At 42.5% G+C, this 6,922-nt stretch carries 4 protein-coding genes; all 4 read left to right on the top strand.

Translation table 11 applies throughout. From position 1 onward, the window contains the following. The first annotated feature begins 288 nt into the window (after nucleotides 1-288). The 4 genes from ESA94_RS21180 to ESA94_RS21165 all read left to right on the top strand — a co-directional run bounded on the left by ESA94_RS21180 (nucleotide 289) and on the right by ESA94_RS21165 (nucleotide 6,757). Complete coding sequence (locus ESA94_RS21180; RefSeq protein WP_164972828.1) at nucleotides 289-1,095, top strand: polysaccharide biosynthesis/export family protein; 807 nt, start codon at nucleotides 289-291, stop codon at nucleotides 1,093-1,095. A gap of 9 nt (nucleotides 1,096-1,104) precedes the next feature. Further along, on the top strand, nucleotides 1,105-3,495 hold the full coding sequence (locus ESA94_RS21175; protein WP_129132965.1) for a GumC family protein: 2,391 nt from the start codon (nucleotides 1,105-1,107) through the stop codon (nucleotides 3,493-3,495). Nucleotides 3,496-3,770: 275 nt separating this feature from the next. Further along, complete coding sequence (gene asnB / locus ESA94_RS21170) at nucleotides 3,771-5,546, top strand: asparagine synthase (glutamine-hydrolyzing) (protein WP_129132964.1); 1,776 nt, start codon at nucleotides 3,771-3,773, stop codon at nucleotides 5,544-5,546. A 101-nt stretch (nucleotides 5,547-5,647) separates the two neighbouring features. Further along, nucleotides 5,648-6,757: a glycosyltransferase family 4 protein gene (locus ESA94_RS21165; RefSeq protein ID WP_129132963.1), complete on the top strand. Its 1,110-nt coding sequence runs from the start codon at nucleotides 5,648-5,650 to the stop codon at nucleotides 6,755-6,757. Nucleotides 6,758-6,922 lie beyond the last annotated feature (165 nt).

The raw sequence follows: 6,922 nt of genomic DNA, 5'->3' as shown, positions 1-6,922 counted from the left end.
TTGCGGCGCCGGGTTTACGAAGAATGGAATCACAGATGACGCAGATGGGATTGATGAACGCAGATTTGATCGACGCTTCGCTTGCAATTTGTTCAATTATGAAGTTGCAAAGACAGAACGGCACGAAAAATAAGAAAGGTTGTTCGCTGCGCTTACAATTTGATTAGCCACAGATTGACACGAATGGACACGGATTTGATTGCCGCTTTGCTTGCAATGGGTATCAAGCAGTGTTCACTGCGAACAAATGGTTGAGAAAGAATTTTTACAACGATCCAAATGATAAACATGATACGTACACTCGTTATGCCGGCAATGGTTATGCTGTTATTGCTCAATTCCTGTGTTCCGCCGGAAAAACTCCGAAAAGAGACCGTTTATTTTAATGAAGGTCTTGATACAGCCAAGCTGAATACTTACCAGCTGGTGGAACCCGTGATACAGAAGGGAGATCTGTTGCAGATCAGTATTTCTTCCAGAAGTTCTTCGGCTAATATGTTGTTCAGTCAGAATTATACAAGTGCGCCGAGTGGGGCAGGAGGTGCCAATGCAACAACGACAGTTGGTGGCAATGAGTACCTGGTTGATATAACAAGCGGAGAAATAAAACTGCCATTGCTGGGTATTATTCATGCAGATGGTATGACGAAACCCGAGCTTGAAAAGGAAATTGTGAAGCGTGCAGGTGAATACCTGAAAGAGGATCCGATCGTAAACATCCGCTACAAAAATTTCCGTGTTACTTTTCATGGACAGGTGGGGAGCCCAGGTCCTGTTCTTTCCACATCGGAACGGTTGACCTTTCTGGATGCTTTAGCAGAAGCCGGAGGGGTTGCGCAAGGTGGTGATCTGAAAAATATCCTGATCATCCGTGAGCAAAACGGCAAACGCAGTATGCACACGGTTGATCTTACCCGTGGTGATTTCTTTCAATCGCCTAATTATTACCTGAAGCAGAATGATATTGTGTATGTTCAACCAACCAAACGATTCTTACAATCCACCGATCAAACTACTCAACGAACCTTTCAATATGTTTCATTCGGGTTGAGCCTGATTAATGTGGTTGTGATATTATCAACTTTATTCCGTTAAAATAAACGCATGTCAAACGAATTTGAACATCTTAAACAAAGCGATCAGGATAACAAGCTGCTGAGTTTAAAGGAAATTCTTTTCAAGTATATTTCCAATCTGCCATTGTTTTTCTTTTCGCTGGGTATTGCGTTAATTGTTGCATGGGCCTATTTACGATGGAGCACTCCATTGTATACGGTTTACAGCAGTATGATCGTAAAAGTGGAGAATGCTACAAATATTAAGGGCAATGATAAGTTTGCGAGTGTTTTTAATCCTGTAGATAAGATCAATACAGAAGACGAGATCGATTTGATGCGCTCCAAAGAGTTTTTGAAAAGAGTAGTGGATACGCTTCATCTCAATAATCAATATATTGAACATGGTAAAGTACGCAGCAGTGATGTTTACATGAATGCTCCGTTTTATGTGGAGGTGGTACAAATTGCTGATAGTAATGCCTATTATGGTTTTGATCTTGTACTGACAGATGGCAAGCGGTTTAAATTTAATAAAGAGCAAAAGGAAAAGCAGTACTACAGTAATATTGAAATTAACGGATCTGTTTTCCGTGTTATTCCCAAACCGGGTATTGAAGATGCAGCAGGACGACGGTTTACTTATCGCTGGCAACCTTCGAGAGATGTGGCAGGCGGTATCAGCGGAGCATTGGGTATATCGGCAAAAAGCAGGAACTCCAGCGTGTTAAACCTGAGTTTTACAACCGAGAACTCGGATAAAGGTATTGCTATCCTTAACCAGGTGATGGCTGAATATGGAAGGTATAATGTGGAAGATAAGAGCCGTATTTCCGCCAATTCATTAAAATTCATTGTTGACCGTCTTGGTGAAGTAGAGAGTGATCTTGGAACAGTTGAAGCGAACATTCAAAAGTTCCGTAAAGACAACCAGTTCCTGGATATGGAAGGGCAGTCAACTATGTATATGGATGAGATCAGTAAATCAGAGCAAGAACTGATCACACAGGAAATGCAGATCCGTGTACTTGATATTCTTGCTAAATACATCGGGGATAAACAGAATGCATATAACATTACGCCAACAACATTGGGTATTGCAGATGCAACTCTGTCGGGCCTGGTAGCAGAATATAATCAGCTGATCATTAAACGGGAGAACGAATTGCGCTATAGCAAGCCAAATAGTCCGGCTGTAATTGAAATTGAAGAAGCGATCGAAAAGACACGTACTTCGATGCAGGAAAATCTGCGGAATATCCGTTCGTCGTATGTGTTGAACCGAAACGAATTGGAAAAAAGAGCAAATAAAGTGCGGGGTGAAATGTTTTCACTACCGGAAAAAGAAAGCCAGATAAGGGAGATCAAACGTCAGCAACTGATCAAAAACGAACTGTACACTTTTCTTTTACAGAAGCGTGAAGAAACAGGTATCCAACTTGCTTCACTGGTATCTAATTCCAGAATTTTTGCAGAAGCAGAAGGGGGCAATGTGCCGATTTTTCCCAAGCGGAAGAATGCCTATATGCTTGCCATTTTCTTTGGTATTCTAATCCCTGTTATTATTATTCTTATTCGTGACCTGATGAACGACCGGGTTACAACCAAGGCGGATATTGTGAAGTATACTCATATACCTGTTATCGGAGAACTGGGACATAATGATAAATCGGAAACGATGGTGGTTGTAAAAAACAGCAGAACCATTTTGGCCGAACAATTCCGTATTATCCGTTCCAATCTTCAACCCATCTTGAAAAAAGAACGCACGCCGGTTTTGCTTGTAACATCATCGTTCAGTGGAGAGGGTAAATCGTTTGCGGCAACCAACCTGGCAGCATCCATTGCATTAACAGGGAAACGTACCGTTATTCTTGAGTTCGACTTACGTAAACCGAAAGTAATAAGCGGCTTAGGTTTGCAACGTGCCTTTGGTATCACGCATTTTGTAATTGGTAAGATCGATCTGCAGGAGTTGCCCATGAAAGTGCCCGACACCGAAAACCTCTATGTTATTGCCTGCGGCCCAACGCCGCCAAACCCATCGGAAATGTTGCTTGATCCGAAGATCAAAGAATTGTTTGAGTTCTGTCGTGATAACTTCGATGCGGTTATTATCGATACCGCTCCTGTTGGTCTTGTAAGTGATGCCATGACGCTATCACAGTTTGCCGATGCGTCGCTGTTTGTTATCCGCCAGCGCTATACATTCAAAAAGCAATTGCAAATGCTTGAAGAACTGTATCAACAAAAGAAATTCCCTGCAGTGAGTGTTGTGGTGAACGATATTAAAGTGGAAGGCTATAACAGTTATTACGGATACGGTGGCTATGGCTATGGGTATGGCTACGGCTATGGTTATGGTTATGGTTATTACGATAATGATCCGGCTAAGAATAAATGGTATAATAAGGTGTTGGAGTTTATCGGGATTAAGTAGGGTTGCGGCGCTTTGCTTGCAATGAAGAAATAGAGTCACTGATGACACTGATTGGAGGGATGAACACAGATTTGATTGCGGCGCTACGCCGGCAATGGGGTTGAACCACAGAGACACAAAGGCACAGAGGAATACAAAGGGTAGCAAGGATTGTTCGCTGCGCTTACAATTATGATTGCTACTAAACTGCACGAATTAACACGAATATTAGCCAAGTAGGCGCTGACGGTTTTTGGTTTATTACTTTATTTTTTTGATCGTTTATACTTTTTATTATGTGCCGCATTGCGGGAATATTTGATCCTGTAGCCGAAAACTTACAACAGCGGATTGAAGGTATGCGTGATGCCATGCATCGTGGTGGTCCGGATTCTGCAGGTGTGTTTGTACACCCGCAATTACCTCTTGCATTGGGACATCGACGGTTATCGTTAATTGATCTCAGCGAAGCCGGACATCAGCCCATGATCGATGCGGAGTTGACCATCATCTTCAACGGTGAGATCTATAATTACCTGGAGCTACGTTCAACATTAAAACATTACGGTCACGAATTTCGTACGGAGAGTGATACAGAAGTTATTTTAAAAGCTTACCGTCAATGGGGTGTTGATGCATTTGAATATTTTAACGGCATGTTTGCGCTTGCTCTATGGGACGAGCGTAATCAGCAACTAATCCTGGCAAGAGATCATGCCGGTATTAAACCACTTTATTATTCTACTGATGGAAAGCGTTTATACTTTGCTTCTGAAATAAGAGCGTTTGCACATGCAGGTAAAGTGTTTGAAGAAAACAGCAAATGGCGTTCGGCCTTTCTTACATTCGGTCATTTACCGGAACCGATCACTACCTTAAAAGATGTTGTTCCGTTGCAGAAAGGAACAGCGCTGATCATTGATCTGCCATCGCTGCACATTAAGGAACATCGTTTTTTTGAGTGGACCTTCAATGGCAAATTAAAGCAGGAAGATGAAGCAATTGCATTGATGCGAGAAACGCTTGAGCAGGCCGTTGAACGGCATCTTGTGTCTGATGCGCCTATTGGTTTGTTTTTGAGTGGTGGAATCGATTCGAGTCTGCTTACACTTATTGCCAGCCATACAAGAAAAGACAATCTGCATACACTTTCAATTGTTTTTACTGAGGAAGCTTTTTCGGAAGAGAAGTATCAAAAACTCATTATTGAAAAAACAGGTGCCAAGCATCAATCTTTTCTTGTAACAAAGGCCATTTTTAACCAGCAGCTCGATGATGCGATGCAGGCCATGGATCAACCAACGCTCGATGGCATCAATACTTATTTTATTTCCATGTATGCTAAGGCATACGGATTAAAAGCAGTGCTTTCGGGACTTGGTGCTGATGAATTATTCGGTGGTTATCCCTCGTTTCAGCAACAGAAAAAAATGAAGCTGGTGGAAAAAATGCCGGAATCTTTATTAAGAGGATTGCAACGAATGCCCGATCACCGCTTGCGAAAGCTCAGCTATGTAGGTTTGCAAAACAGTGCTGCGGAGTATCTAAGTTACAGAGGCATTTTTACCCCGGTTTCGGTAGCAGCCCTGCTCGAAACAACGGAAAAGGAAGTTGAAGATGATCTGCAGGAGCTCAGTGCTTATTATCCTGTACAGGGTTTAAAAAACGGCAACAGGATCAGCTGGCTCGAAACGAATTTTTATATGCAGAATCAATTGCTGAAAGATTCTGATTTTATGAGTATGTGGCATGGGTTGGAAATACGTGTTCCCTTCCTCGACAAAGAAGTGATGCTGATGGCGGCAGCCATGGATCCTGCGATCAAGTTTAAAAAAGTACCGCCGAAATATCCATTGGTAAAAGCATTCGAAAACGAATTGCCCGAAGCCATCTGGAAACGGAAGAAACAAGGGTTTACTTTTCCGTTTGAAGGATGGTTAAAAGAAAACGAGTACATCCGTCCGTCGAACAATGCAGAGCAAAAACTGTATCAGCAATTTCAACAAAAGAAATTATCGTGGGGCAGGTATTGGTGTGCACTGCTGATGAACCGGTTTACCCCCCTCCCCTAACTACGTTCCTTCCCTGTGGGAACCCCGCTTTAAGGAGGAGGAGAAGTTCCGATAATGTCAGGAACAGATTTTGACAAAGGGGTTACCATTACAAGTAATTGATGAAGCAGAAGAAGGTTTTGTTTTTAACACTCAGTACGTTTTCTTTAACAGGAGGTATTGAAAAATTCAACCGTGCTTTTATTAAAGCATTGGGCGATTTGTCGCAGACAGTTCGATTAAGGAGTTCGGCAGCGTCGATGTATGATGATGCACCCGATAAGCAATACATCGGGCAGCAACTGTTTTCCGGAAGCAAAGGCAAACGCATTCAATTTGTATGTTCGGCGTTCATAAAAGCAATGCAACAGGATGTGGTTATACTCGGGCATTTGAATCTTGCATTGATAGGTGTGTTGATAAAACTGTTTTCACCAAAGAAAAAACTGGTGGTTATCTGTCATGGTATTGAAGTGTTTACTCCCGTAAGCGGATTCAAAAAAAAAGTATTACAAAAGGCCGATCGTATTCTTGCAGTAAGCAGCTATACGAAAAACCAGCTGATCGAACAGCAACAATTGCAGGCAGAAAAAATCAGTGTATTCCCCAATACCATTGATCCTTTTTTTCAACTGCCTGCAGATTTTGCCAAGCCGGCTTACCTGCAACAACGGTATGGTATAACCGAAGGAGAACGGGTACTCTTTACCCTTACACGATTAAACAGTAAGGAAGGTTATAAAGGGTACGATACATTGGTAACTGTTTTGCCAAAGCTGGTGCAACAGGGTATCCGGTTCAAATATATTCTTGCAGGCAAAGCCGATGCAGTGGAGCTTGCCCGCATGCAGGCTTTAATAAAAGAACTGCAACTGGAAAAATATGTAGCGCTTCCCGGTTTTGTAGCCGATGATGAAGTGATCGATCATTATCTCCTTGCAGATGTATTTGCGATGCCAAGCAAAGGAGAAGGATTCGGCATTGTTTATATTGAAGCAATGGCTTGCGGACTTGCGGTAGTTGCAGGAAATAAAGATGGCAGTACAGAGGCGTTGCAGTTTGGAAAACTGGGAACCCTGGTTGATCCGGATAATGCAGACGAACTGGCCAAAGCGCTGGTACATGTATTGCTGCAGCAGGCGCAACCTGCAAAAGTGCAGGGGGAGATGCTGGCTTTTTTTTCGTTTGAAAGGTTTAAAGGGCGATTAGCGGACGTACTTGCAAGTGTATAGGCTTGTTGCTGATGCTTGTTTTCTGTTACTTTTTGCTTGTCCAAAAAGTAACCAAAAAGGACCCCGAAAACCAATATACAGCCTGGTTTTCGGAATTCGCCTTGATTTAACAATTGTACTGCTGTCGTTAACAGCAAATGTGCCTGCACGGTCACTTCCGGTGTT

The sequence above is a fragment of the Lacibacter luteus genome (assembly GCF_004118265.1).
In the GTDB taxonomy this organism is placed as follows: Bacteria; Bacteroidota; Bacteroidia; order Chitinophagales; family Chitinophagaceae; genus Lacibacter; species Lacibacter luteus.
The sequence above is the reverse complement of the archived record's forward strand: the minus strand, read 5'-3'. Positions and strand labels throughout refer to the sequence as shown.